This is a genomic window from Telluria aromaticivorans (assembly GCF_013003915.1).
GTDB lineage: Bacteria > Pseudomonadota > Gammaproteobacteria > Burkholderiales > Burkholderiaceae_D > Telluria > Telluria aromaticivorans.
Genome location: NZ_JABAIV010000001.1, coordinates 56,758 through 81,862, shown reverse-complemented (window position 1 = coordinate 81,862; position 25,105 = coordinate 56,758). Strand labels below are relative to the sequence as shown.

Genomic DNA, 25,105 nt, shown 5'->3' with positions numbered 1-25,105 from the left:
TGCAGGCGGGTTGAACGGCGAAGCGTCGAGGTATTCCCATTCAAGACGCTGCGGCACCTGCCGCAGAATCCATCGGTCGACATCGACCTCCCAAAAACGGCCGGTTCCGCCCGTTATGTCCGCGGGATCGGCTTGGTTCCATAACAGGCGTGCGCGGCCGCGAGGAGCAGCTCGGCGTGCGACTTTTATTGCGCACTACGCGAAACGTGCGCCTAACGGATGCAGGCCAACAATACTTTGACGACTCGCGGACGATCCTTGCGAGCGTTGCGGAGGCTAACGAGGCCGTGTCCGGCACCAATGCTCAGCCACGGGGCCTGCTCTCGGTGACAGCGTCCGTACTGTTCGGGCGCATATTCGTCATGCCCTGCATTGTTGAGTACATGCAGCGCCACCCTCAGGTCGAGGTAGCAGCGCATTTCGTCGACCGCGTCGTGAACCTGGTGGACGAGAGGCTGGATGTGGCGATCCGGATCGGACATTTGCCGGACTCTACGCTGCGTGCCACGCAGGTCGGCCAAGTCCGGCGCGTCCTTTGCGCCAGTCCAGCCTATCTTGAGGCGAACGGCCTCCCCGAGCATCCTTCCGATCTCCTGCAACATACGATCGTTTCATCAAGCCCGGTATCGCCTCGTGTCGAGTGGCGTTTTGGAAGCAGTGCGAACCCGCTCACAGTCAGGATGAAGCCGCGCCTGATCGTCACCAGCAACGACGCTGCACTGCAGGCGGCCGCCGGCAGCCTGGGCATCACGCGCCTACTGTCCTACCAGGTGGTCGAGGAACTCCAGCGCGGCACGCTCAAGCTGGTGCTGGAAGATTTCGAAGAAGAGCCATGGCCAGTTAACGTCGTGCACCGTGAGGGCAAGTTTGGCTCGTCTAAGGTACGTGCCTTTATCGATTGTGTAGTCGATCGGCTGCGTGCCCACCCTCATCTGCAAGCTTGAACGCATTACGCCCGCCGTAATAATCAATTTCGCTGCGCCCCGTTTCCCGCTAAGGACAAGGGTTTTAGAGTGGTCCCTGTCGACCTTACGACAAACCCATTCAAACCCACAGCAAAGGAAACATCATGAAAGCAGCAATCATCGTTTATTCGGATCCGAAACACGGCGGCGAAGAAGCCCTCGGCCGATTGTTCAATGCCCTCGCGGCAGCCTACGACTTCAAGCAGGCCGGCAAGGAGGTTGCGATCTACTTCCAAGGCACCGGCACCCGTTGGGCGGGCGTCGTCGGCGATCCGTCGCATCCGGTGCATGGCCTGCACGGCGCCGTCGCCGATACCGTAGCCGGCGTGTCCTGCGGCTGTGCTGACGTGTTCGGGGCGCGCGAAGACGCGGAGAAAAACGGTTTCGACCTGATCACCGACAACAACGTGCCCGGTACCTCTGGCCTGCCGAGCATTGCCCAGCTGTCGGAACAAGGCTACACGATCTTCAGCTTCTGATGACTGCCGGTGCCGGCGTGGTCGATACCTAGACCGCAGAAGGCGTCGGGGTGTGAGCGTTGCGTTTCTTTATCCGGTCAGCGCAGGCCGCGAGGCGGTGAGGACGCGGCGGCGGCGCGCCGATAGGCGCCCGGACCCACCCCGTACGTGCGCTTGAATATGCGGTTGAAGGCCGCTTCCGACTGATAGCCGACCTGGTCGGCGATTTGGCCGACCGGCAAGCGCCCCCCGCGCAGGAGCGTGGCCGCCTTGGCCATGCGCGTCACTGTGAGCACTTGGGCGGGCGTCGCCTGGGCGGCGCGCTGGAACAGGCGTGCAAAGGTCGCCCGGGATGTGTTACACAGGGCTGCCAGCTCGGCAAGCTCCCACGGACGCTCCGGCTCCGTCAGCATTGCGTGTAGGGCTGGCTGGAGACGCGGCTCGGCCAGCATGCCAAACAGGCCTGGTGCCGTTTGCGACTGTTCTACCCACGCCCGCATCACCAGGGTAAATAAAGCCGACGCAAGCTGCGACAGCAGGGCAAGTCCACCCGGCCTTGCCGCCTCCGCCTCATTGCGCAGGATGTCGATCAGGCTGCGCAGAGCCGAGAGGTCGCGCCGGTCGACCGTTCGCACGTGCACCAGTTCCGGGAGCGCGGCCAGCAGCGGGTTGAGCGGCTCTTCGCCGAACTCGAACTGCCCGCAGAGGATGTCGGTGACGGGCCCGGTACCGTCGTTGCACAGCTGCGGTAGGGAGGCGGGCGCGCTTGCCTGATGGTAGGCGGCCGGCGGCCCTTTTACGTCATCAGTGTACAAGCGGTGCGCCGCTCCGGTTGGGAACAGGATGATGTCGCCTTCCTGCAGAGGGATGTCGCTGCGGGTACCCACTTCAAGCCACCCTCGTCCACGCACAACGACGTGATATGGCGCGATGCCAGAACCGCTTCCTTCGTGATCGAGCACCCATGGGGCGGCAAAGTGGCAACGCACGTCCAGGGCAGTGTGTACCGGATAGAGCGACAGCAAGCGACTTAAAGTACCCATACCGGTGTTGAGCTGAATGAGCAAGAAATAGAGGATTTTGGGCATTAAAAATCTAGGGTGATGTCGCTACACTGATTTTCATGCCTGACGAAACAAGGTCAGGCAGATCACCCAACACACCAACTGAAGGAATATTATGTCCCGTCTTTATACCGTCGATCCTGCCCTCGCCAATGGCCAAGCCGCCCAGCTGTTTACTGCCATCAAGGAGGCTGTGGGCATGGTGCCGAACGCGTTTGTCGCTATCGGTTCGAATAGTCCGGTTGCTCTGAAAGCTGCCCTCGATTTGGACAGTGCGCTGCGCAAGAGCAGTTTGTCCAGCGTGCAGGTCGAGGCTATCAAGCTCGCCGTCAGCGCCCATGCCGGGTGCGACTACTGCGTTGCGGCGCATACCGCTATCGGCGGTCACGCCGGCCTCTCACACGCCACGATGCGCTCCCTGCGTGCCAGCGGCGCGAGCGGCGACCCCTCTATTGACGCCTTGGTCAATTTCGCAACCCGCGTGGCCACCACCACGGGCACCGTGCCAGCCGACGATGTCGCTGCGGTGAAGGCAGCTGGCTACACCGACGCCCAGGTGGTCGACACGCTCCTTGCTGTCGCCAGCATTACGTTCACCAACCTGGTGAACCGGGTCAATGACACCGTGATCGATTTTCCCGCCGTCAACTGAGCAAATTTGCCGGTGCACGTTGACCCATGCACCGGCCTTACGGAGCATCGCAATGAACAATGTAATCATTTATAGCAGCAACACATGCGGGTACTGCACGCTGGCCAAGCGTCTGCTGGCACAGCACGGCATCACCCCGGGAGAGATCAACATTGACCTCGACCCGGTGCGCCGTGCCGAGATGGCGCAGCGCACCGGACGTCGCACAGTGCCCCAGATTTTTATAGGCGAACGCCATGTTGGCGGTTTCGACGATCTGGTCCTGCTGGAGCGTAGTGGGGAACTGGGCAGGTTGTTGCCAGCCACGCGCTGAATCACCTTGGCGGTGCCGGCGTGACCGGCGGTGATGCATGAAACTTGTTGGAGGCAGCCTGGAATCGGTGTCCGATGCAAGAAGTCAGCCGATTCCGGCAGCTAAGGAGAGCGTCAGCGCGACGACAAGCTCTCCCCCGCATACCCGATGAATACTCGCACTAGCGGCCGCAGCACACCCGAGCAGGTGCAGGGCTGCGGGCTGGGGGCTGGGGGAGGGTGCGGCACGGTCAACCGATACCAAAGCACAGGGAAGCCGCCGACGCCATGGAATGCGCGCCTGCGCTTGTGTCCGCTCTGCGACGCTGTCGGACGCCAGCCGTCACCCGAACGAGCACCGGGCCGGAGAAACCTAGCCAGATTCCTGATTATTTCACGTCGAGCGGACCGAGATAGTCGAGCTTACCGAGCTTGACACCCTTGTGACGCAAGATGTCATATGCCGTGACGAGATGAAAATAAAAGTTTGGCAGCGCAAAAGTAAGCAAATAGCTTTCGCCGCTGAATCTCGGGCCCCAGTTCAGATTAACTTCGCGGTCGCCACCGGCATTGAGCAGCTCGGCATCAACGCTCTCGAGGTAATCGATCGTTCTTTTGATGCGCAGCTGCAGCTGTTCAAAGGTGCTTTCATTATCGTTGAACGTCGGGGCATCCCCGCCGCTGATGCGCTGTGCAGCGAATTTGCAAGCATCGCTGACACGCTGGACTTGGGCAGATAGCGGAAGCATATCTTCCACCAACCGAGCGTCGAGCAGTGAATCGGGTGCGACACCAGCTTGCACGGAATGCTCCTCAGCCTTGGTCAACAGGGTCGACAGCACATTCAAGCCCCGCACAAAGGCAGGCACTGAAACTTTATAGATGGTGATGGACATGGGCTCTTGCTTCTATATATAGGAGTTTAAATCCAGCCTTGCTCGCAGGTGTAAGGTGCCGCACGGATTACTTGCCGATCCAGTGCTGGAGCTTATCTGGATCTTTGGCGGCTACCTGCTCGCGCGACCAAAGAGTGCGACTATGTCGCACCCTTTGGTCGCCCTTGATTACTTGAGGAATTCCGTGAGATGCTCGACCGTCTGGTCAGGGGCTTCCTCGGCGATAAAGTGGCCAGTATCCATCTTCGTTACGCGTGCGTCGGTTGCATACGTTTCCAAGAATCCCTTCACCCAGCCGTAGCCCGGGCCCGCGAGACCCAGGATCGGCACCGAGACCTTGGCGTAGGTTTTCTGGTCAGCGATGTCCTGGGTAAAGGTCTGGTACCAAGCGTTGCCGGCGCGGATTGCCTGCGGTGACGCGTAGGCGTTTCTGTACACCGCTCGGTCGAGCGGTGACAGCGCCGACTGGTCCTTCATCAGGTAGCTGAAGATCCATTCCTGCTCGAGGTGATGGCGGCCGGCCAGGAGTTTTTCAGGTAGCCCTTTTACCTGATGGAAGGCAAACCACCACGGGAACGGGGCGTTTTCATTGATATAACTGCTGTCGTTAAAGGTCGTCGTCGTCGGAACAATCGGCCAGCTGAACAGACTCGCGTCCGAGTGCGCCACATCCATCATGACCAGCTTGCGGACACGTTGAGGATAATTTGCCGCGAGGGCCCAGCCCACCTGGGAGCCGATGTCGTGGCCGACGACGTACGCTGCTTCATGGCCAAGGTGCTTGATCAGTTGCGCGATGTCAGCAGCCATGGTTTTCTTGTCGTAGCCGTTTTCCGGCTTGCTTGAGCTGCCCTGGCCACGCAGATCTACTGCAATAACCGAGTAATGCTTTGCAAGTTTTGGCATAACCTTATTAAATTCCCACCACGTCTGTGGCCACCCCGGGAGCAAGATCAGTGGAGCCCCCTTGCCGCCACTAACGTAGTGCAGCGTGACGCCGTTCACTGTAGCGGTGTTGTTGACGAAGCCCGGCAACCGGCGAACGAGCGAAGCGTCGTCGGTCGGCTCCTTGCTGTATTTAACTGCTGGAGCGGCAATGGCGCCACCGCTGACGAGCGCCGAAAGGGCAAGCGTCACTGCGGCGCGGCGAAAAACTGTATTGGACATAAGGCTCTCCTGATGAGCGGCGGATGCTGCTATAGGGCGAACTGTAAGTTAAGAGTCCGGGCGGATAAAGTCGCATTGCGTAAAAGCACTATTCACATAAGTGAACAACGCCGACCTTGCCTTGTAGAACCTAAGCAGACGACGCACATGGAATCACCGATGACATTGCGCTGGGCGAAACAATCAATTCCTCTGCGACCGGTTTTTCAATGCACTCGCTGCGCTTAGGATGGTCCTTGTCGACTCCCCGACCTAGCATCCTCGAAAGGAAGCATCATGAAAGCAGCTATCATTGTTTTGTCCGATCCAAAGCACGGCGGCGAAGAAGCCCTGGGCCGCCTCTTTAACGCCCTTGCCGCCGCATACGACTTCAAGCAGCGCGGTACTGAAGTAGCCATCTATTTCCAAGGCACCGGAACGCGCTGGGCCGGCGTCGTCGGTGATGCGGACCATCCGGTGCACGCCCTGTACGACGCCGTGGCTGACACGGTCGCTGGCGTATCGTGCGGCTGCGCCGACGTCTTCGGGTCACGTGAGGACGCGGTAAAGAACGGGTTCGACCTAATCACCGACAACAGTGTACCTGGCACGTCGGGCCTGCCAAGCATCGCCCAACTTGCAGACCAGGGTTACACGATCTTCAGCTTCTAAGCCGCGGCAATGGCGCGTTCGCATGCGAGACCGCGGTCATGCCGCTACGTCCACTCGCTGCGGATGCGCGACGTATTTGCGGCAGCGGATTGTTCAACGCGAGTAGCGTGCAATGACGCGGGTTGCCGCTGCCGACTACCCGCCGTCGCGCGAGTATCGTCGACGCGTAAGAACGCAGATCGTCAGGCAGGCCCGTACATCGAATCTATGGAAATCAGGGTATTTAAGAGGGATGCACATGCACATTTTCGAACCCCTCGGCGCTCACCGCATGGCACGCGAGGCCAGCCCGGATACGAACGATAATCTGGTGCCGGCCGCATTCCAGAAGGAGCACCTTGCACAGCGATGGCAGCAGGCTCGGGCCATCGGTACACCGCTTTCTATTGTGCACCTGCGCCTTCGGCAACTGAAGGAAATCGAGCTTGCATTCGGCCATTCTATTGCCGCTGAGGTACTGAGGTAGGTGGCGGGGCGCATTGCCCCTTGGGTCGCACATGAGGGCGGGCTTGCACACGTCGCCGAGGACATCCTCAGCCTGGTGCTTTACGGAAGAGACGCAGCAGATGCAAAACTATACGCGGAAGCGCTTTGCCATATGCTGGACACAGCCATCGATATCGACGATATGTCCGTAGTCGTTACGATTCAGGCGGGGGTGGCATGCAACTCCGGCGAGACGGCCTCACCTGACACCATGGTGCGCCAGGCCAATGCCGCGCTGTTTCACAGCACTTTGAGCGGTGCAAGTGTGACGGTGTTTGCCATCGCTGCACACCGGGCGTACGTCGCCCGCTTGACTTTGATGGGCGACCTGAGGGCGCCATTGAACGTGACGAATTGCGCCTGTATTGCCAGCCCAAGATTGACATGAAAACCGGACGAATTTCGGGTGCCGAAGCCCTGGTGCGTTGGGCCCATCCAAGACTGGGCGTCATTACCCCAGTTCACTTCATCAAGCTCGCCGAACAGAGTGGGATCATTACGCGTGTGACAAACTGGATGTTAAACGCCACCATGGGCTATCTGCGCGGATGGCAGGAGAGCGGCCACACGGGAAAACTGGCACTCAACCTGTCGGCGCATGACATCCGCAGCCCCGCCATGGCCCAGCGAATCGAGGACCAGCTTGACGCGTGGGGCGTCCGACCCGAGCTGATTCAGTTTGAGCTAACGGAGAGCGCGCTGATCGAAGATCCCGACGCGGCGCTGGCCGCCCTGTCGCGGATCAAAGCGTGTGGAGCCGATGTATTCATTGACGACTATGGCACAGGGTATTCAAGCCTTAGCTATCTGCAGCGTTTCCCGATTGACGGCATCAAGATCGATCAGTCCTTCATTAGCCCGATGCTGGATGATCCGGACTCAGCGGTAATAGTGCGTTCCACGATCGAGCTCGGCCACGCGCTTGGCAGCCAAGTAGTTGCCGAGGGGGTGGAAAATGTGCGTGTTTGGCAGCAACTTACTGAACACGGCTGCGACCAGGCCCAAGGGTATCTTATTAGTATGCCGATGCCCATCGAGGAACTGGCTCGCTGGCAGTCGCGCGGGGAGCGGGTTGTCGAACCCGGCATCGCGGCCGCGGATGCGCATTCACGTTGCTTTGACCCGCCCCATCTTGCATGACCGCTCATCCGGGCCGGGGAGCGGCAAGAACGCCTGCGTGACGATTCAAGTCGGGATGATTGAATCGCGATGAGCATTACTCGCACAGGTGTGTCCGGGCGCTTCGCCATACATGGCCTGCAGGCCGACATCTTCAATGTCTTCCAGCAAGCGGATGAGCGATGTCGACGCAACTTTAAGAGCCTGGAGCTGAGCTGCTAGTTCGGCAAGCGTTGCCCCTGCGCGAATACTGTCGACGATGGCTTCGCCCGCCCGGTGCAGGTCGTGATGCGGTCCGTCAAGCGCCTCGTACATCGGCGTTTCGGCGAAGTAACGGCCATCCCCGTAATACCATCGGCCTAGTGAACACTTGGTGACACACAGTTCCGGATAGCCCTCCGTTTGACGTGCAGGTGAGTTCGATGGCAAATTTGCGCGCTGGATCGCATAGGTGACCATCTGGCGGCGCCACTGGACATGGTCGACGATCGCCATATACACGAGTCCAATGGGAAAACCTGTGCGATCGCCGGCGCGACGGCGCAGGGCTAAAAAATCGTCGAGTGGAAGCGGCGGACTCAGCAAATACCCCTGGATAACCCCGCACCCGGCATCGACCAGAAAATCGTACTGGGCCATGGCTTCCACGCCTTCCGCCACAACTTTCAAGCCGAGTTCATGCCCAAGTCTGATTGACGAGCGGACGATGGTCGCGTTCTTTTTAGAATCAAGCATGCGCCCCACAATGCCCTGGTCCAGCTTGATGGTGGTAAACGGCCACTGGCTAAGAGTATCCATGCTCGAATAGCCAATCCCATAGTCGTCCATGGCCAGGCCGATGCCGGCGTTGGTCAGCGCTTGTATTCGGTGGAGTACGCAGCACCCGGCTTCAAGCGCTTGCGTTTCGGTTATTTCGAGCTCGAGGGAAGCGGGTGGAAGCCGCTGGTGAGCGATGGCGTAAAGCACTGCTTCGGTGAGGGTGTCGTCTTCGAAATCCTGGGCTGTGACGTTAAAGGACACGCAAAGATCGGTACCCAAGCCTGTATCGGCCAGCTCATGCACGAGCGGCGGCAGGAGCTGCAGTGCCAGGTCTTTGATCAATCCGCTTCGTTCGGCGACCTGAATGAAGCTCGCCGGCGACTGCACGGTGCCGTCGGGGCGCCGCCAGCGCGCCAATGCCTCCGCCCCGACGATGCGATTGGTAATCAGTGAAGCCTTTGGCTGGTAGTACAGCATGAATTCTTTGTTGGCGATGCCCTGGGCAATGTCGCCCTCTGTAAAGGTCGTCATCACGGCTCTCCCGACGTCAGCGTGTTTACATTTATCCGCCTAGTTTTCAACTCCGTCAAGTCGTGCCGGGTAGGGGCCGGCCAGTGGTGACGCAAGGCACAAATGCAGCGTCGGACTCTCCCGCCGAAATTACTGCAGAGCGGGTGCCGTCCTGTGCGCAATGCTGAAGAAAAGCAAAAGCATAGCCCATTCACGCGCTCGCCCACCGTGACGGCACCGCGAAGCAGGCGCGCACCGCTGCCGCATGGATGGCGTGTTACGCCTAGCGGAACAATGAATTTCGCCATAGGCAGTTTCTTGCCGAGGTTTGAATTCCTAGAATGCTCCTTGTCAGCTCATGACGCGCTATATCACCCAACCCATCAAAGGAAACCATCATGAAAGCAGCAATTATCGTTCTGTCCGACCCAAAACATGGCGGCGAAGAAGCCCTCGGCCGTCTGTTCAATGCCTTGGCTGCAGCCTACGACTTCAAGCAGCGCGGCACTGAGGTGGCCATTTACTTCCAGGGCACTGGTACGCGCTGGGCCGGCGTTGTCGGCAACGCGGACCACCCGGTGCACGCGCTGTACAACGCCGTGGCAGACACCGTGGCTGGCGTGTCATGCGGCTGCGCGGACGTTTTCGGGTCGCGCGAGGACGCGGTCAAGAATGGATTCGACCTGATCACCGACAACAGCGTACCGGGCACCTCGGGACTGCCCAGCATTGCCCAGCTGTCGGAGCAAGGTTATACCATTTTCAGTTTCTGAAGCCGCGATCACCGTGCAGCCGCATCACCGGCTGCTTTCTGGTTCTTCTTCGAAAGGCAATATTGATGAAACAGTTTTTTGGCAAATTCCGCGGCGACGGCGCTGCCCTGCCAGCGCAACCAAGCGTGCGCAATGTCCTGCTCGCCTGGCTCGGCGGCGTATTAGCCATCGGTACGGTAGCGGGCCTGGCCGATGCACTTTCGACCGTGCTTGTGCTGGGATCGTTTGGCGCATCGTGCGTACTGATCTTTGGTTTCCCCGATTCGCCACTCTCGCAGCCACGCAACGTCGTCTTCGGGCACCTGATCAGTTCATTGACTGGCCTTTCTTTCCTCGCACTATTCGGCCCGAGTTGGTGGGCAGTGGCTCTGGCAGTCGGCACCGCAATTTCGCTGATGCTTCTGACTCGTACCGCACATGCACCGGCCGGTTCCAATCCAGTCATCATATTTTTTGCTCAGCCTGGCTGGGACTTCATCCTATTCCCAACCCTGAGCGGCGCACTGATCGTCGTACTCGTCGCCCTGGTGTACAACAACGCGACTCGCGCTGCCCGCTATCCCAAATACTGGTGACGCTTCAGTCCGAATGCCGACGACCACCTGCCTCCGGCATTGGGAACGCAGCCCCAGGCCGCGAAGATACCGCCACTCCAGGTCGCGTTACGGGTCCACGCGCGAAGCATGCGGTTCCGGGAATGGCAGGGCCTGGCGCCGTCCAATACATCCGCTCACCCCGGGGCGGGTTGAATGCTTTGGCCCACATTGGCTTGCTTCAGAAACGTGACGAATGCCCGCATTCCCGCCGACAGGTGCCGATGACTTGGATATAGCATCTGCAGCCCCGGCGACTCTGGCGACCATCCTTCAGCGCAGGAACAAGGTTCTTCTCCGCGATAAGATTTTTTACCTACCAGACGCTTACCCACACCGAATCTGCGCCCGATATGGCAGCGGCCACCATCAGATTGTTGTCGAGAGTCAGCTGACCGCGTGGATTGATGATGACCGTCTGGCCGGCCCGTTCAAATTCCCAAGGGTACAGAGAACCGCTGGGCAAACGACTACGGATGCACTGATGGCGATGCAAGTCATCCGGCACCGACGGCACACCATTCTTCGAAAGATACCCCGGTGAGCCGACGACGAGAACGCGGATGGGCGGGCTGAATGGCACCGCGATTATGTCGAGAGGAACGCTCTCTGGCGCCCGGATGCCGGCATCGAGTCCCCATCTCCCGCCGCTGAGATGGCGCTACCACTTTTTTGCAAGCGCCTCCGCGACGATCTCGGCCTTGAGGCGCTCCTCGGCATACATTTTCTTCAGGCGCCGATTTTCCTCCTCCAGCTCCTTCATGCGTGCCATCAGCGAGGCATCCATGCCGCCGAACTTGGCGCGCCACTTGTAGAACCTGGCGTTGCTGATGCCGTGCTCGCGGCACAGCTCCGGTACAGGGCTGCCGGCTTCGGCCTGCTTGAGGATGGCGATGATCTGGCTGTCGGTAAAGCGGGACGTCTTCATGTAGAGCTTCCTGTTCTTAAGTAGAAAATTCTACTTCTAAACGCGCTCATTTTTTTGCGGGGGGATTACCGGGCGTCTTACTACGAACTTTGCTTGCGCATCTTGTCCGACCTGCGTGAAGCCGAGGAACTGCTATCCCACACGCGACGCAGCCCACGCGGGCGCTTACGGGTGTCGGCCCCGACCGCGCTGGCAACCAATTTTCTGATTCCGGCGCTGCCGCAGTTTTTCAGGCGTTTTCCCGAAATCATGCTTGACCTCTCGTCCAGCGACCGCCCGGTGGATCTGATCGAGGACGGGTTCGACTGCGCCATCCGAGGGGGCGAACTGGCCGACTCATCGCTCACCGCAGGTCGCATCGCCACGGTGCATTTCGCCACCTGCGCGGCACCTGAATACCTGGCGCAATATGGAACGCCCCAGCATCCCTCCGACCTGGAACGGCACGTATGCGTGAACTTCATTTCGTCCAAGACCGGCAAGTATTACGAATGGGACTTCACCAAAGACGGCACGGTGCTGCGCGTTCCCATGACTGCGGCCATCGCGGTAAGCGATATGAATGCCTACACCGAAGCCGCATTGGCCGGGCTGGGTTGTGCGCAGCTGACTGACTTTTCCGCCAGGGCACATTTGAAGAGCGGACGCCTGGTCAGGGTGCTGCACGACTGGGTCATTCCCCCTGTGCCTGTGCATGTGGTGTACCCGCTCAATCGGCATCTGTCGGCCAAGGTGGGCGTGTTCACGGAGTGGTTGGCGGAAATCGGGGCAACAGGCGTGGCGGCGGATTAACGGGTTGACACAGCAGCCGCGGCAGCAGCCGGGCTGCCTGCGCGCTCTGGTCCCGCCTCTGCGGTGTATTGCGCTTACCGAAATTGTGAATTTCGCCGGGCGTGGTTTCTAGGGGCCGGCGAATTTTCTATAGTAGATCCGGTGTAGACAGCGACGGGCAATCCGGACCACGCTGATGGAGGAGAAGCACCATGGCCGGCATGCTTCACCAACTGCCAAACAACAAAGCACTGCGCAAGCGCAACTGCTGTCGCCGCGACCCTGGCTTCCGACGCCGACACCACCGGGGCCTGAGTGGCCGACGGCCAACTCGCTTTTGATATGGGCGCGCCTAAAATCCAGGCCGCGATCGCGCAGCCCGCTTCATCTGCAAGCGACGTTCTGGAGCTTTTCACCGATGGCTACCCGGTACATATTGATCTGGCTGAGAAGAACGTCGCGGGTGCCGCCACCGGCATGCGCTTTCTCTTGCCCTTGAAGGGACTGAATCTTCCCTTGATGCACCGGTTCGAACACAAGTTGGTGGTGGCGCTGCAGGGGCAATTGCAGATGCGCAGCGGAGCCCACGTTCTTGCTCGCCTCGAAGAGGGAACAGCGTTGGTTCTACCCCCAGGCGTTGCACATCGGATTGCACAGCAGGGGACACGGGAGAGCGTCGTCGGTGTCGTGCTATGGCCTGGCTTCGTGGAGCAGGCGTTTCGCACGATTGCAGCGCGTGTTTCCCTGATGGGGACGGACAAGGCCGCGATGATCGGCATATTCGCCGACCATGGTGTGGTGTGGGATGCTGGAGGAGGATCGCCACCTTCCACGGCCCTGAACCCGAAACCCCTGGCGCACGTAATCACCAGCTTGCCGAACCCTGTTCGGCAGGCCATGCTCGCTTACCTGGGGCACTGGTTCAACCGACCGCTTACCGATCAAGTTTTCAAGCGCTAGCGACGTGCAGCGATCCTGTGCCTGAAGCTTACGCGTGCGTGCCTTCTAGGCCGTCAGACCGGGAAAGCGCCCGGCAATCCAGTCTATGAACACCCTGAGACGGTTGCTCAAGTGGCGATTTGGTGGATACACGACATAAAACGGATAGGGAGCCGGCTGCCAATCTTCGAGTATCGGCACCAGCGCGCCAGACGCGATATGGGCCTTGGCGGTGTAGGCGAATGTCTGGATCACGCCAAGCCCGGCCAGACCCGCGGCGAGATGCGCATTGCCTTCATTGACGCCAATCGCACGGGTCCCGGATATCTCAACTTTGCGTCCCGCGTGGACGAAATGCATGGGTACGGCCCGATTCGTTCGCGACAATAGATAACTGACGATCAGGTGACCGGTTTCCAGTTCAAGGGGCTCGCGCGGCACACCATGCCGCTTCAGGTAATCAGGTGTCGCGCAGGTGACCCAACGGGCTGCGCCGATCTGGCGTCCGATCAAGGACATTTCAATCAAGGTACCACCACGAATAACGCAGTCAACGTTGTCTCCGACAAGATCGACGAGCCGGTCGCTCACTCCAAGGTCGATACGTATGTCTGGATACCGCTCGAGAAACTCCGGCAGGGCAGGAATAATGATCAAGTTTGCGAGCGACGACCCCATGTCGATGCGTAGCTGCCCCCGCGGGCGACCTTGGTCGGCACCGATGCTGCCATCGATATCCTCGAGCTCCTTGAGCATGCGGCCAGTCCTCTCGTAATAGGCCGCCCCTTCGGGAGTCACCGATACGCGCCGCGTCGTCCTTTGAAGGAGTTTTACGCCAAGATGCGCCTCGAGTCCCTGGACCAGCTTGGTAAGGGTAGCGTTCGGCATATTCATCGAGTCTGCGGCCTTGGTAAAGGTTCCTGCCTCAACAACGCGTGCAAACGCACGTATCGCCAGTAGTTGATCCATCGCGCTCCAATTATTCACATGCCGAAGAAAGCCTGGAAATTGTCCCATTTATTCGACGTGTCGCCTAGGGCTGCGTTTCCGCTGGCTCCCTTGGGATCGTTGCCGTACGGGGTGCGGTAGCAGGCCGTGAACGACAATAAGAACGGCAACACGCCTGGCTTCGTGCAGGAGTGCTCAGATCGTGCTCAGATTACGGCTTCGCCCTACTGAGGCGGTCGCCGCTTAGCGCATTGGCATTGGACTAGTGCACCGCGATGTCGACAGCGCCCACCAAGCCTGCCTCTGGCAGGGGTGCGCGAGCTTCAGGGCGGGGGGAGGGACCTTCGTGCCAAGCCTGGCAGCCAAAGCACGAGTCCCGCAAGACCGAACGCCAGTTGGCCGAGCGCCAAGTAGAACATCGAGTGCTGGAGCGCGGGCGCCGCGACCGCGGTAACGATTGCGGTAAGCATTACCATCGAGAAGCTCTGCATTGAGGCGACCACCCCCCGCACGTCGGGAAACAGGTCGAGCACCGTCAGCGTGAGTCCTGGAGCGGCGAGCGACATCCCGGATGCATAGAAGAAGATCGGCGCGACCGACCAGGGCAGGGCGGGAGGAAGGACAGCGTGATACAGCAAGTTGGCGCCTGCACCGGCCAGCATCACGGCAAAGCCGATACCGATCTGTCGCTGCAAGCCGAACTTGCCAGCGAGCCGGTCAGCTGCCAGGGAACCCAGGAAAATCCCGCCAACCATCGGCACGAAGTGCCAGCCAAACTGGTTCGCCGACAATCCCAGGTGTTCGCCCAAGACAAGCGGCGCCGCCGCGACGGTCAGAAACAGACCTGCAAAGTTGACGGCGATAGCGCCGGCCCCGCGCTGGAAGCCCACGGATAGAAATACCTTGGCATAGTTACGAAACAGCTTAGCCGGCGCGAGTGATTGGCGTTCTCCCGGGGCCAGTGTCTCGGGCAGGTAGCGCATACAGAACCACAACAAGGTCACCGTATAGAGAGCCAGCGCGTAGAAGATTGCCCTCCATTCGAACGCAGTGACAACCCAACCGCCAAGGATGGGTGCGAAGGCTGGAGAGATCGCGAATATCATGCTGACCATCGAAAGCATGCGGGCCGCCGGTGCACCTTCGTACAGGTCGCGAATGATGGCGCGCCCGATCACCGTTCCTGCACCCGCCGCGACGCCTTGCAGCATGCGAAAGACGGACAGAGCCCCGATATCCGGCGCCAGTGCGCAGCCGAGTGAGGCGACCCCGAACAGCACCAGCGAAACAATGACCACCTTGCGCCGGCCGAACGTGTCCGATAGCGCACCATGCCACAGGCTCAGGACTGCATATGAGAACAGGTAGGCTGTCAGCGTGTACTGCACCTGTGCCGGGCCGACCTGCATGGAGTGTGCAATGCTAGAAAAGGCCGGCAGATAGAAATCAACCGATAGTGGCCCAAGCAGGGCCAGTCCTCCCAGAAGCAGCAAGATGGTGCGCCGGCTCGCCTGACTGGCGATCGGCCCTGGTGTTGTCTCTGGTTGACCGGGCATGGCGCGACCCCTATGCCAGCAGCACGGCCATGCCAAGCCGAGGATCGGCCGCCATGAAGCCGGCGCCTTGCTTTTCAGGTGTCGACCCGGTCCGGTGCGTGATCATTTTTTGCAGCAGCCAGGCGGGTGCGGTGGTGAAAATTCCGCTGGGTGTGTGCCAGGTAAAAAGAGAACTCATAGCCGGATCTGTTTTTGGTATACACCATCCGTGTCCGGGCTAGCGGCCCTTCGGATGGACCACGTGCTGGAAGCACGACGATTTACGCAAGGGCCAGCCTGGCGAGCCTCCGCGACTCGCCAGGCGCGATGCCGGCCCAGCCGGACAATGCAACGATGTACGCAGACCCGGGCTTGCGCCCGCCTGCATTGATGGCCCTAAACCTGGGCCGTTCCGCCGTCGACGAACAGCTCGATACCGTTAATGAAGCTGCTGCTATCTGAAGCGAGGAAGGTTGCCGCTTTGGCAAGCTCACTTGGCTTGCCGAGGCGTCCCATCGGCACCTGCGCTGCAAGCTGCGCGAGCAGCCCTTCCTGATGTTCAGGCGGGGCCAGGCCCGCGAGACCTGGGGTATGGATCATCCCCGGGCTGATGACGTTGACGCGGATGTTGCGTGGTTTTAGGTCGAGCAGCCAGCTGCGCGCGAAATTGCGTACGGCTGCCTTGCTCGCACTGTAGACGCTGAAGTTTTCGGTGCCCATAACCGAAGTCGTTGAAGAGGTGAGGATGATCGACGAGCCATCTTTCAGCAGCGGCAGGGCTTTCTGTACCGTGAACAGCAGGCCTTTGACGTTTGCATTAAAAATGCTGTCGAAGTGTTCTTCGGTAACGCTTGCCAGAGGCATCATGCCGCCGCCGCCAGCGTTCGCAAACAGGATGTCGAGGTGACCGGCCTGGTCCTTGATTACGGAGTAGATGCGGTCCAGTTCATCCATGCTCGCCACATCGCCGCGGATGCCGACAGCATTGCCGCCGATTTCCGCTACAGCTGCGTCGAGCTCCGCCTGCCGGCGCCCGGTGATAAAGACAGTCGCGCCCTCCGCAGTAAAGTCCTTAGCCGACGCCAGTCCAATGCCCGTGGTCCCGCCAGTGATCAGGGCTACTTTGCCTTCGAGTTGAATATTCATCGTCTCATCCCTTGTGAACCGGAGCTGGATCGCCCTGGTAGTGCTACTGTTGAACTCACTGTACCCCCGTGGAATTGCACGATAAAGGGGCGAAACGCGAAGGTTCAATTTCTTGCTGTGAATAATCAAGATCATTGTTTTCCGTCGTGGCCTGCAAGCGCCAACGTAGACAGCGGTGCTCGCCAGCGCGACGAGTTCGCCAGTCAACAAGGATCCCGCACCGCCATTGAGTCAAACCACGGGCTTCAGCGAAGGGACGGGGTGTCGTGCGAGCAACTGCGAAAGCCGTCCGAGTCCTAATGCGAGACGACTACGGTCGGCTATGCTGCCGAGCGAGATGCGGACGGCGTTGGGCAGAGGGGAGACGGTACTGAAACTGTCGGCAGGTGTCACCGCCCGGCCCTCCGCAATGGCTGCATGAGCAAGTTCGGCGGGGGACCAATAAGTGGGCAGCGACAGCCAGATATGCAGCCTCCTGCCGTCGATATGCCGCCTGCCGACTAATATGTCCGTTGCCAGACCATGGCGTGCCTGCGCCTCCTTTCGAACCCCATCGAGGAGCTTGGCTGCCGAGCCATCAATAGGCGTGGTGGGGTGCAAAGTGTGTTACCGGCGGCGGGCCCGCATCCAGGAACAGCCAATACGGATCGTCCTCGATGATCCGGATGCCCGGCCTTGCCGCGACGGCCGCGATGTCTCTGCGGCGCGCCGCCGGCATGGTGACTCCGATCGGGTTCTGCACGGTTGGGTTCAGTTAGATCAGACGAGCGCCACTCGCCTGTGCGGTCCGCTCGAGTGCGTCGGGAAGCATTCCTTGTTGGTCCGTTTCCACCGCCACTAGGGCCTCCCCGAACTGTGCAGCCGAGGCGCGTAATCCTAAGTACACCATCGGTTCGGCTAGAACGGCGTCGCCCGGAAACGACAAGGCCAGCAACAATGCGGCGAGCGCTGCCTGTGCTCCCGGGCATACCATGAGGCTTGCCGGATCGACCCGTCCGAGCATCGGCTCGATCCAGCGGAAGCCGGCCGATCGATCCGCCCCACTTCTACCGCCCAGGTGATAAGACATCAGGAGCTCGTTGTCCGCGCGCAGGAGGACCTGTGACAAGCCCTGCTTGAGCAGGTCGTCGAAGGCGGCGCCGGCTGGGAGGGTGGGATATTCATGCTCAAGTCGAGAACGGGCACCAGTTCGATCTTGGGAGCTGCGACCTAGGTACCGCGGGCCCGCGTCCTTCCAGCAAATGGCGGCGCCGCGCTTCGTCATAGGCACGGATAACGGTCGTTAAGTCTACATCGAGCCGTGCAGCGACCTGACGCTGCGTAGGCAGGCGGCCGCTGGATTCAGTGATTCATCCGCAAGCGCGGCCTGCAGGGCATCCGCAATCTGCAGAAAACGCGGTCCCCCATGCACCGACAACCGCGGCAACCAGATTGGCAAATCATGATTATCTTGCATGGATTTCAACTGGGACATTTTGTCTCGATGTATGGAAATTGCTTTTAAGTAGAATGCGTCAGAACGTAAAGCAAGACTAAACTTGCATAGCATTCCGCTGCAATTTCCGATGCTTTCAACAAAAAATGAAGCGGCGGAAGCAGCGTTTTGAGGCAGTACTCTGCTCAATGAATAGTGTCAAGTAATCGCCTGGAAATCCGCAAAATGATCGATTGGTTCCCTATAGTCGCTGGTACGTTCAAGGTTGTCGCGTTAGGAATCGGCATGTTCTTCGCCATCAAGTGGCATTACGATCAAGGCAGAAAATCAAGGCGAAGAGCAGGAGAAGCGCGCGGTGCTCATCGCGGCTGGCAAGGTGGACGCAGTCTTCGTGCCTACGCTGCTGGGCCTGGTGCTCGTCACCTTCGTCCTTGCAAGGAAGCTCGGTTTGGACTTGACCTTACCATGATGGCAAATTACCGCTGGATTCGAGTGGCGCCCCGATAGGCAAGGAGCATTAAAGTGAAGAATAAACGGTCTTTTCCCGCAACTCTGAAAGCGATTGGCTGGGGCTTCGTCGGCCTGCGGCGCAAGAAGGACTTCGACGTCGATGCCGAAGGGGCGTTCAATCCCTTGTACGTCTTGCTCGCAGCCTTCATCGGACTCGCAATCTTTATCGGCATCCTGATGTTCGCCGTGCAGATTGCGATCTCATGAGCCACGCGGAGGCTCGGACCTTGTCCGGATCACTATGCTGAACCAAGTCGACGATACGCTGGCCGCTTGGCTGGACTCACAAGCGGATGCACTCGACAGCGACCATACCCAAGCGGACCAGTTACTCGCGACGCTCGCGGCAAGCGGGGTGTTCGGGGCTGCGGTCCCCGTCGCGCAGGGTGGAGCAGGCGGCGCGGCCAGCACTGCCGTTGCGCTTGCAGCGGCGCTCGCCGAACATTCGCTGGCAGCCGGATTCGTGTTCTGGGCCCAGCGCGCAACGATCGAATGCCTGCTGCGCAGCCCGAACCATGACCTAGTCCGGAAGCTGTTGCCGTCGCTGTTGAATGGGGCCACAGCCGGCGCCCCGGGGTTGTCGAATGCGATTCGCTCATTGAGCGGGCTCGACCAGCTTCATGCGCAGTGCACGTCGACTGCCGAAGGCAGCGTTCTGAACGGGACCGTTCCATGGGCAACGAACCTTTGCAGGGGTGGGTTCGTGGCGGCAATCGCCGCCATTAATCCCGCCAGCGGGAGCCCGGCGATCTTCGCCGTACCAAACGATGCCGCAGGCGTGTGGCGGGGAGACGACCAGGACTTGCTGGGATTGCGCGCAACCAATACCGCATCGTTGCGCTTCGAGAATGTCCCGTTGACGGAGCATTGGCTGTTACATCCGCACGCGAAAGTCTTTTTACCCGCATTGCGCCCGATGATGCTGGCAATCCAGTGCGGACTCGGGCTCGGTCTTGCGCGGGCCAGCCTGGTGGCCGCACGTCGGCACACCCCCGGCCAGTCGGTTCTCGCTTTCGAAATTGGTGCGCTCGAGGATACTGCGGAAGAATTCTGGCGCACCCTGTCAGTGGCGCTGGACGGGGGCTGGCTAGAGGCGAATCCTACGGCGCTGTTCGACCTGCGCCTCAACATGGTCGGGCTTGCGACATCGGCGGTGCAGCTTGAGCTCCAGGCGCTGGGCGCCCGGGCCTACGACCGCAGCGCGGGCAGTGGTTTCGCGCGTCGCATGCGTGAGGCCGCCTTCCTGCCGATCCTCACCCCCAGCCTCGTGCAGTTGAAGACCGAGCTGGCCAAGTTGGGGCCGGCCTCAGTTTCGCCTTCGCCTGACAACTTGCCTATCTAATCACCTACATGTTATCGAGGAGTTTTCGAAATGACGAGTTTGTTGTCACGCCGTACCTTCCTTCGGGCCAGCGCTGCTCTGGGCTTGCTGGGCCTTGCTGGATGTACAAAGGACGGAATGGTGCGGTTTCACGGAACCAACGTCACCGGCGCCACATATGGGCGCGATTTTCGGCTGACCGACCCGGACGGGAGAAAGCGAACACTGGCGGCTTTCAAAGGCCAGGCAATCCTGCTGTTCTTCGGCTACACCCAATGCCCCGACGTGTGCCCGACCGCGCTGGCCCGCGCGGTCGACATCAAACGCTTGCTCGGTGAGGACGGGGGGCAACTCCAGGTCCTGTTCGTCACTGTCGATCCGGAGCGCGATACGCCCGAGGTCCTGAAAGCCTATACAGCAGCCTTCGATCCCAGCTTCCTGGCCTTGTATAGCGACCTTGCCGGCCTGGCGCAGATGGCCCAGGAGTTCAATCTCATCTACAAGAAAGTCCCTACAGGTGCGTCCTACAGCATGGACCACACTTCGGTGAGCTATGTGTACGACCCGCGGGGCAAGCTACGGCTCAAGTTTCTTCACTCACAGAGCGCGGACGCGTGCGCAGCAGACCTGCGTAATATTTTGCGCTCTGCCTGAAGGCATAACAGAGGAAAATCACCATGAAATACATAGTTTGCCTGGCACTCGCCGCCGTCTTGCTCCTGGCTGGGAGTGCGCAAGGCCAGACCACTGTCGCGAATGCATGGGTGCGCGCAACCGTGCCGCATCAGAAGGCAACGGGTGCCTTCATGCAGCTGCAGTCCGCAAATGGCAGCGCACTGATCCAGGTGGAGTCGCCCGTGACGCCCGATGTCGAGATCCACGAGATGACAATGCAGGACGACATCATGCGGATGCGACAAGTGCCGGCTATCCGCCTGCCAGCCGGGAGGACGGTTGAGCTCAAGCCGGGCAGCTACCACGTGATGCTTCTTAACTTGCGCCAGCAGATAAGGGTAGGACACAGCGTACCGCTGAAATTGGTGTTTGAGGGCCCTGATCAGCGCAGGGAAACGGTCGAGATCCGGGCGCCAGTCCGTGCCTTGAATTCGGAGGCGATACCAGCCGCCTCGGGCGGACTGCCGAAGTAAGCTTCTGCGTCCCGATTCCGGCACTGGGGGGGTACAGGGACCGGAGGTTAGAACTCAGGCGGAATCGCGCTGTTCCCGCCCTCACGGCTCCAGCTGTCGTGGGGTGCGGTGTTAGTGGCCAGCATCGTGCTTTGCACGTCGCCATTCTCGTTGGCGCAGAACGCGCGCGGTCCCGGATACGACCGCACAGCGCGCCCTGGCGTGCGCCGCCTGCCACGGCAAAGAGGGCAGGGCAACGCGCGACGGCTACTTTCCAAGGATCGCAGGGAAGCCGGCGGGATACCTGTACAACCAGCTGCTCAACTTTCGCGATGGCCGCCGGCAGCATCCCGCCATGTCTCACATGGTGTCCAACCTGTCCGAGGCCTATCTCATGGAACTGGCGACTTACTTTGCTGCGGTGCGCCTTCCGTATCCGCGCCGCAAAGCACCGCGCAGGGAGCGCGCCCGGCCCTGGGGCGGGCGCTCGTCTTCGACGGAGACCGTGCCCGGCAACTTCCAGCCTGCGCTTTATGCCACGGCGAAAGGCTGACCGGCATGTTGCCCGCGATTTCCAGCCTGGTCGGGCTGCCGCACGACTACATGAATGCCCAGTTCGGTTCCTGGAAAGCCGGTACGCGCCGGGCCGCACAACCTGACTGCATGGGTGACATCAGCCGCCGTCTCACGCCAGCTGACATCGAGGCCGTCACATCGTGGCTTGCCGCACAGCCACCGCCACAGGATATGACGGCGGTTCCCGCCGGCGCCGTCAAACTGCCGGTGCCGTGCGGGAGTGCCCCACATTGAAAGCAACTTTCTACGTCAAGCGCGCGGGCGCCGGGGTGCTACTCCTGGCGCTGCTGGTTTCCCTGATCCCCGTGTTGGTTGAATTCGTTGTCGAGCCCGGCCGTAACCAGCCGTCCGTGCCGATAGCGGATGCGGATGCCGCCGCCATCGCGGTAGACAGCCTTCCGGGTGCGAAGCCAGCAAGCTTCAAGCACCATCAAAAAACTGGCCAAACCGACGGTGATAGCTGGGAAGACGATGTGGAAGGTGAAGGTGAAGCCGAACTGGATGCGCGCTAGTTCTAGAGGGGTAACGCCAAACATGGTAGTCCTCAGATGACTCCCGCGAGAGGCGGAATGACTATGCAAGCGTCGGCGAGAAACGGTGGGGAAAACAGACGCAGCTCTAAGGGAAAACCCCGTATCACGGGCCGCTGTTGTGAAGGCCAGAAGCCCTACCGAAGAGACTGATCTTGTAAGAAGTGACCTGACCAAGGAGTATGGATAACACGACAATCCGTCTTCTTCACTCGAGCACAATCGTACTGCTACGGCAGCCCGTAGATATTTGACATTATGGAAATATTGTCTGCTGCACTGTTTAGGCGAGGATTGGCCCGCGCCAGCGTGGCTGCGGCGAGGTAGGCGCTTAAAGGCCGCCCCATCTAACATGCGTGCGGATCTCACATCGTTCGAGACGTCGATCGAGGCATTCAGGTATGAATTGTCACCAGGAATCGATGATGGCGGCACTGCGCGCGAGCGGCCGCGTAATTTGCTGGCTTTGACGCGCAGCATGGTCGAACTGGCGTCCAGCACAATGCAACTGGAGCTGCAGGCACATGGCAGGGCCGATTCTGCGCTCGAATAACAGCAGCTTCGGCCCGCGCATGCGTGAGTCAGCATTTCCTGCGGTAGCGATGCAAACTATACTGCAACTCAAGCGACCTGGCGGCTGTACCGTCATAAAGCGAGCGCACTCCATTCAGCGTTATTTATAGCGCGCTATACCGCGGCAGCCGCGCCCATGGACGTGCTCCGTAGCGCGCGCTCGATCTGTCTGAGCGCATGCTGCATATTGTTCCTGCTCGCCGCGCGGCCCACGCCCAGCCGCACCGCTTCAGACGCGTGCTACGGTTGCGACGTGCTCAGGCGCCGCCTTCGAATCGACTGGCTTGTATACGTCGAGCGAGTGGGTTATGCCCCAGCCCAGCAAGGCGAGCATGACGACGACAACGATTGGAGTGACCCATGCCACAGCCTCCTGCTTGATCGAGTGCGAACGCGCTGAAGAGTACTCGGCGGTCGTGCTGGAGGCATGGTGGCGCGAGACGAAATATATGTTCAGGGCGATGATCGGGATTGCCAGGAGCAGCGTTACGGCGGACACGAAGAAGATTACAGTCTTTTCCTGAACACTAATATCTCCTACCGAATTCATCAGTTGTATGGCGTAACCGCCCAGCATGGCTAACATAGCATATGCGCAGACACGCTTAACCGATTTCATGTGGTTGAGTGTACTTGCCCGTTCCGCATGAGCAGGAACGCGTGTCATGCCCTGCAAAGTGTTTATGTTTTTCATTAGGTCTACCTAGGATAACCATGGCGAACCTGTCGAGTTTCGCCACATACTTACATATGAGGAGGGAGAAAACATTTCCGGAGTCGTAGACCACTGGTTCTTCCACGCCTCCTGCGGCATACTACCTCGAAACAATTTCCATACATTGGGGCAAAATGTCCCAGTTGAAAACCATGCAAGATTATTCCGTACCATCATGGCCGCCGCAGCTACGACCGGGCGCCGGTCCGCGTTTTCTCCAAATAGCAGATGCATTGCAGCAGGCTGTGTCCGATGGTTTGCTCAAGCCGGGCAATCGTCTTCCTCCTCAGCGCGCGTTGGCTGCGCAGCTGAATGTGGACCTAACGACGATCACCCGGGGATACGATGAAGCCCGGCGCAGGAATCTGCTGGAAGGGCGTGGCGCTCGCGGTACCTATGTTGCAGCGCCGAAGGTAGAGCTGACGTCGGCCCTTGACCTGAGCATGAACACACCGCCCCCGCCGGATGGCGTCGATTTCGACGATCTACTGAAACAAGGTCTCGCCCAAGTGCTGATGCGGGCGGATAACGAACTGCTGATGACTTACCATCTAGGAGGAGGCAGCGCCTCCGACCGCCAAGCCGGGACCAAGTGGATTGGGCCGATGCTTGGAAGTATGCATCCGGACCAGGTAGTCGTCTGTCCTGGCGCACAAGCAGGGATTGCAGCACTGATCCTGGTGCTGACCGAGCCCGGCGATGCCGTTCTTGTGGAACCGACGAGTTATCCCGGGCTGCGTGCAGCCGCGACCCAGTTCGGGCGCCGTGTCATTCCGGTCGGAACGGACAAGCATGGAATGCTACCTCAGGCTCTTGAACAGGCTTGCCAGCAGCATAACTCCAAGCTTGTCTACCTCAACCCGACACTACAGAATCCGACAACAGTCACGATGCCAGAAAAGCGGCGTCAGGAATTGGCCGCCACGGCAAAACGCTGCAACGCACGGATCATCGAGGACGACCCTTACTGGCTGCTCGCCGAGTCGCCACCTCCGCCCATTGCCACCTACGCGCCGGAACACGTGTACTACATTTCTACCTTGTCGAAATGCCTTACGCCGGGGTTGCGCATTGCTTTCGTGCTCGTGCGTGACCGGGTCGAACGTGAGCGCTTCCTAGTGGCCCTGCGGTCTTTCGCATTGATGGTTGCCCCCCTGACCGCTGCGCTGGCTACCCAGTGGATCCTCGACGGCTCGGCAAACACGTTGATGCTGGGCGTGCGAGACGAGGCACGCGCGCGTCACAAGATGGCTCGCGACGTTCTGGCAGGACGATATGCCGGATCTGGCGATGGGCTGCATATATGGGTCGAGCTGCCGACATACTGGCGGTCGTACCAGCTCGCACAAGCCGCAGAGAGGGTGGGGCTAGCGGTCGCACCGGCGGAAGCATTTGCAACCGACGGCGAATCTGCGAACGCGATTCGGATCTCGCTGGGCAGCATTAGGGACCGTGCACGCTTACGGGCGGGCCTGCAGCGTCTATCCGAGTTGCTGGCCCGGCGGCCTGACGCATATAACGGTGCTGTTGTGTGAAACGCACCTGAGTCTCTGGCGGAGGCGAGCGCTCGCCCGCTATCCGCGCTTCGTCCGCTACTGCCGCCTGCAGGGCATCCACAACCTGAAGGAAACTCGGCCCATAGTGCTCTGCCAACTGCGGCAACCAGA

At 60.1% G+C, this 25,105-nt stretch carries 28 protein-coding genes and 3 pseudogenes; 19 read left to right on the top strand and 12 right to left on the bottom strand.

Going from position 1 to position 25,105, the window contains the following annotated elements:
- Positions 1–287 precede the first annotated feature (287 nt).
- Positions 288–944, top strand: coding sequence for a LysR substrate-binding domain-containing protein (locus HGB41_RS00435; RefSeq protein ID WP_371868395.1), 657 nt, complete (start codon positions 288–290; stop codon positions 942–944).
- Between the two features lie 125 nt (positions 945–1,069).
- Positions 1,070–1,444 carry a DsrE family protein gene (locus HGB41_RS00430; RefSeq protein ID WP_171079939.1) on the top strand — a complete coding sequence of 125 codons (375 nt, stop codon included), beginning with the start codon at positions 1,070–1,072 and terminating at the stop codon, positions 1,442–1,444.
- A 77-nt stretch (positions 1,445–1,521) separates the two neighbouring features.
- Here the strand turns inward: HGB41_RS00430 and HGB41_RS00425 are convergent, their stop codons facing one another.
- Entirely contained in the window at positions 1,522–2,511 is a 990-nt protein-coding gene (locus HGB41_RS00425) for an AraC family transcriptional regulator (RefSeq protein ID WP_229422630.1), read from the bottom strand.
- 91 nt (positions 2,512–2,602) lie between these two features.
- Here HGB41_RS00425 and HGB41_RS00420 point away from each other — a divergent pair, with 91 nt between their 5' ends.
- Both HGB41_RS00420 and grxC read left to right on the top strand, forming a co-directional pair.
- Positions 2,603–3,139, top strand: coding sequence for a carboxymuconolactone decarboxylase family protein (locus tag HGB41_RS00420; RefSeq protein WP_171079936.1), 537 nt, complete (start codon positions 2,603–2,605; stop codon positions 3,137–3,139).
- A gap of 52 nt (positions 3,140–3,191) precedes the next feature.
- A complete protein-coding gene (grxC, locus tag HGB41_RS00415; RefSeq protein WP_171079934.1) occupies positions 3,192–3,452 on the top strand; it encodes a glutaredoxin 3 in 261 nt (86 codons plus the stop codon).
- Positions 3,453–3,819: 367 nt separating this feature from the next.
- On the opposite strand, the gene HGB41_RS00410 is transcribed toward grxC, so the two are convergent.
- A complete protein-coding gene (locus HGB41_RS00410; protein WP_171079932.1) occupies positions 3,820–4,326 on the bottom strand; it encodes a DUF1993 domain-containing protein in 507 nt (168 codons plus the stop codon).
- Positions 4,327–4,494: 168 nt separating this feature from the next.
- Complete coding sequence (locus HGB41_RS00405; protein WP_171079930.1) at positions 4,495–5,493, bottom strand: alpha/beta fold hydrolase; 999 nt, start codon at positions 5,491–5,493, stop codon at positions 4,495–4,497.
- A 276-nt stretch (positions 5,494–5,769) separates the two neighbouring features.
- Here HGB41_RS00405 and HGB41_RS00400 point away from each other — a divergent pair, with 276 nt between their 5' ends.
- The 4 genes from HGB41_RS00400 (at position 5,770) to HGB41_RS00385 (ending at position 7,770) form a co-directional block, all read left to right on the top strand.
- Positions 5,770–6,144, top strand: a complete 375-nt coding sequence (locus HGB41_RS00400) for a DsrE family protein (RefSeq protein WP_171079928.1) — start codon at positions 5,770–5,772, stop codon at positions 6,142–6,144.
- A gap of 238 nt (positions 6,145–6,382) precedes the next feature.
- Entirely contained in the window at positions 6,383–6,610 is a 228-nt protein-coding gene (locus HGB41_RS00395; protein WP_171079926.1) for a nucleotidyl cyclase domain-containing protein, read from the top strand.
- Between the two features lie 132 nt (positions 6,611–6,742).
- Complete coding sequence (locus HGB41_RS00390) at positions 6,743–7,018, top strand: hypothetical protein (RefSeq protein WP_171079919.1); 276 nt, start codon at positions 6,743–6,745, stop codon at positions 7,016–7,018.
- The gene (locus HGB41_RS00385) at positions 7,015–7,770 is read left to right on the top strand and encodes an EAL domain-containing protein (RefSeq protein WP_229422629.1); all 756 of its coding nucleotides are present in this window, start codon (positions 7,015–7,017) and stop codon (positions 7,768–7,770) included. Before HGB41_RS00390 ends, HGB41_RS00385 begins: the two co-directional genes overlap by 4 nt.
- A gap of 45 nt (positions 7,771–7,815) precedes the next feature.
- On the opposite strand, the gene HGB41_RS00380 is transcribed toward HGB41_RS00385, so the two are convergent.
- Positions 7,816–9,039 carry an EAL domain-containing protein gene (locus HGB41_RS00380; protein ID WP_171079915.1) on the bottom strand — a complete coding sequence of 408 codons (1,224 nt, stop codon included), beginning with the start codon at positions 9,037–9,039 and terminating at the stop codon, positions 7,816–7,818.
- A 377-nt stretch (positions 9,040–9,416) separates the two neighbouring features.
- Between HGB41_RS00380 and HGB41_RS00375 the strand changes: the two genes are divergently transcribed.
- On the top strand, positions 9,417–9,791 hold the full coding sequence (locus tag HGB41_RS00375) for a DsrE family protein (RefSeq protein WP_171079912.1): 375 nt from the start codon (positions 9,417–9,419) through the stop codon (positions 9,789–9,791).
- A gap of 65 nt (positions 9,792–9,856) precedes the next feature.
- Positions 9,857–10,366, top strand: a complete 510-nt coding sequence (locus HGB41_RS00370) for an HPP family protein (RefSeq protein ID WP_171079910.1) — start codon at positions 9,857–9,859, stop codon at positions 10,364–10,366.
- 334 nt (positions 10,367–10,700) lie between these two features.
- Here the strand turns inward: HGB41_RS00370 and HGB41_RS23905 are convergent, their stop codons facing one another.
- Entirely contained in the window at positions 10,701–10,967 is a 267-nt protein-coding gene (locus HGB41_RS23905) for a LysR substrate-binding domain-containing protein (RefSeq protein ID WP_371868394.1), read from the bottom strand.
- 55 nt (positions 10,968–11,022) lie between these two features.
- A pseudogene (locus HGB41_RS00360) lies at positions 11,023–11,312 on the bottom strand (transposase); the annotation flags it as partial.
- Between the two features lie 93 nt (positions 11,313–11,405).
- On the opposite strand from HGB41_RS00360, the gene HGB41_RS00355 reads away from it, so the two are divergent.
- Entirely contained in the window at positions 11,406–12,104 is a 699-nt protein-coding gene (locus HGB41_RS00355) for a LysR substrate-binding domain-containing protein (protein WP_229422627.1), read from the top strand.
- Positions 12,105–12,398: 294 nt separating this feature from the next.
- Positions 12,399–13,043, top strand: coding sequence for a cupin domain-containing protein (locus HGB41_RS00350; RefSeq protein WP_171079907.1), 645 nt, complete (start codon positions 12,399–12,401; stop codon positions 13,041–13,043).
- A 45-nt stretch (positions 13,044–13,088) separates the two neighbouring features.
- Here HGB41_RS00350 and HGB41_RS00345 read toward each other — a convergent pair whose 3' ends face one another.
- From HGB41_RS00345 to HGB41_RS00330, 4 genes and pseudogenes are all read right to left on the bottom strand, one after another.
- Positions 13,089–13,991: a LysR family transcriptional regulator gene (locus HGB41_RS00345; RefSeq protein ID WP_171079905.1), complete on the bottom strand. Its 903-nt coding sequence runs from the start codon at positions 13,989–13,991 to the stop codon at positions 13,089–13,091.
- 302 nt (positions 13,992–14,293) lie between these two features.
- The gene (locus HGB41_RS00340) at positions 14,294–15,526 is read right to left on the bottom strand and encodes a multidrug effflux MFS transporter (protein ID WP_171079903.1); all 1,233 of its coding nucleotides are present in this window, start codon (positions 15,524–15,526) and stop codon (positions 14,294–14,296) included.
- A gap of 375 nt (positions 15,527–15,901) precedes the next feature.
- Complete coding sequence (locus tag HGB41_RS00335; protein ID WP_171079901.1) at positions 15,902–16,651, bottom strand: SDR family NAD(P)-dependent oxidoreductase; 750 nt, start codon at positions 16,649–16,651, stop codon at positions 15,902–15,904.
- A 231-nt stretch (positions 16,652–16,882) separates the two neighbouring features.
- A pseudogene (locus tag HGB41_RS00330) lies at positions 16,883–18,107 on the bottom strand (aminotransferase class I/II-fold pyridoxal phosphate-dependent enzyme).
- Positions 18,108–18,608: 501 nt separating this feature from the next.
- On the opposite strand from HGB41_RS00330, the gene HGB41_RS00325 reads away from it, so the two are divergent.
- The 5 genes from HGB41_RS00325 (at position 18,609) to HGB41_RS23305 (ending at position 21,597) form a co-directional block, all read left to right on the top strand.
- Positions 18,609–18,803 (top strand): DUF2970 domain-containing protein, encoded by a 195-nt coding sequence (locus HGB41_RS00325; protein WP_171079899.1) that lies wholly within the window; start codon positions 18,609–18,611, stop codon positions 18,801–18,803.
- A gap of 34 nt (positions 18,804–18,837) precedes the next feature.
- Positions 18,838–19,938: an acyl-CoA dehydrogenase family protein gene (locus tag HGB41_RS00320; protein ID WP_229422625.1), complete on the top strand. Its 1,101-nt coding sequence runs from the start codon at positions 18,838–18,840 to the stop codon at positions 19,936–19,938.
- 30 nt (positions 19,939–19,968) lie between these two features.
- Positions 19,969–20,571 (top strand): SCO family protein, encoded by a 603-nt coding sequence (locus HGB41_RS00315; protein ID WP_171079896.1) that lies wholly within the window; start codon positions 19,969–19,971, stop codon positions 20,569–20,571.
- A gap of 23 nt (positions 20,572–20,594) precedes the next feature.
- Positions 20,595–21,065: a copper chaperone PCu(A)C gene (locus HGB41_RS00310; RefSeq protein ID WP_171079894.1), complete on the top strand. Its 471-nt coding sequence runs from the start codon at positions 20,595–20,597 to the stop codon at positions 21,063–21,065.
- 334 nt (positions 21,066–21,399) lie between these two features.
- Complete coding sequence (locus tag HGB41_RS23305) at positions 21,400–21,597, top strand: hypothetical protein (protein WP_229422623.1); 198 nt, start codon at positions 21,400–21,402, stop codon at positions 21,595–21,597.
- A gap of 403 nt (positions 21,598–22,000) precedes the next feature.
- On the opposite strand, the pseudogene HGB41_RS00300 reads toward HGB41_RS23305, so the two are convergent.
- Positions 22,001–22,156: pseudogene (locus tag HGB41_RS00300) on the bottom strand (cytochrome ubiquinol oxidase subunit I); the annotation flags it as partial.
- Positions 22,157–22,502: 346 nt separating this feature from the next.
- Between HGB41_RS00300 and HGB41_RS00295 the strand changes: the two are divergent.
- Complete coding sequence (locus HGB41_RS00295; RefSeq protein WP_171079892.1) at positions 22,503–22,703, top strand: hypothetical protein; 201 nt, start codon at positions 22,503–22,505, stop codon at positions 22,701–22,703.
- Positions 22,704–22,952: 249 nt separating this feature from the next.
- Here the strand turns inward: HGB41_RS00295 and HGB41_RS00290 are convergent, their stop codons facing one another.
- A complete protein-coding gene (locus HGB41_RS00290; protein ID WP_171079890.1) occupies positions 22,953–23,417 on the bottom strand; it encodes a cytochrome ubiquinol oxidase subunit II in 465 nt (154 codons plus the stop codon).
- A 155-nt stretch (positions 23,418–23,572) separates the two neighbouring features.
- Between HGB41_RS00290 and HGB41_RS00285 the strand changes: the two genes are divergently transcribed.
- Positions 23,573–24,973, top strand: a complete 1,401-nt coding sequence (locus tag HGB41_RS00285) for an aminotransferase-like domain-containing protein (RefSeq protein WP_229422621.1) — start codon at positions 23,573–23,575, stop codon at positions 24,971–24,973.
- The last annotated feature ends 132 nt before the right edge of the window (positions 24,974–25,105 follow it).